2 pseudogenes are annotated in these 670 nt (G+C 70.1%); both read right to left on the reverse strand.

From position 1 onward, the window contains the following. Positions 1 to 305, reverse strand: a pseudogene (locus F6S12_RS32565) (DNA-3-methyladenine glycosylase 2 family protein); the annotation flags it as partial. A 117-nt stretch (positions 306 to 422) separates the two neighbouring features. Beyond that, positions 423 to 670 (reverse strand): annotated as a pseudogene (locus tag F6S12_RS32570) (alpha/beta hydrolase); the annotation flags it as partial.

The raw sequence follows: 670 nt of genomic DNA on the forward strand, positions 1-670 counted from the left end.
GCGATGCCCTGCAGGGTCGCTACCTTGCGTGCGGAAAAGCCGCAGCCGCGCAGGCTCTCCAGGCTGGCAGCGGCCAGTTGCCCGGGCGTGGGGAAGTCCTGCCCGGGAAACAAAGCGCGCAGGCGGCCGAGTATCGCGTCGCCCGCGCGGGCATGCAGTTGCTGGTAGGCCACCGCGCGCACCAGCGCCTGATAAGGCTCGCGCTCCGGGCGGGGCTGGTGCAGGCAGGGGCCGACGGCGGCGATCAGCGCGGCCCAGTCGGCATCCAGTGCGGCAAGAAAACGAGTGGCGGGGCAGGTGGGCATTGGCGATCCGGAACAAGTGGCGGGGCGAGCGGCAGATTAGCCCGCCGCCCCAAGGCTTGCACCCTGTCTCTTGCGCTGGAACTCGCGGCCCGGGCCTTGCACTCGGGCGCAGGGTTTTCAGTCCTTGGCCGCCGATAGGTAGAGCCGCTCCAGCACGTAGTGCAACGAGGCCGCCAGGGTTTGGCCATGGCTGAGTGTTTCAAAACTGTGGTAGTCCAGGGCCAACCCCGGCACCTGGGCCAGCTGCGCCTGCAACTGTCGGGCGCGCTGGTCGGCCTCGGGCCCTGCTGGCTGGCGCGGGTTACCCGGCTCGGCGCCGCCACGCATCAGCAGCAATTGCGCATGATGGCCCTGCAGGCGCTCGG

Source organism: Pseudomonas sp. JV245A (assembly GCF_032424515.1).
Lineage (GTDB): Bacteria > Pseudomonadota > Gammaproteobacteria > Pseudomonadales > Pseudomonadaceae > Aquipseudomonas > Aquipseudomonas protegens.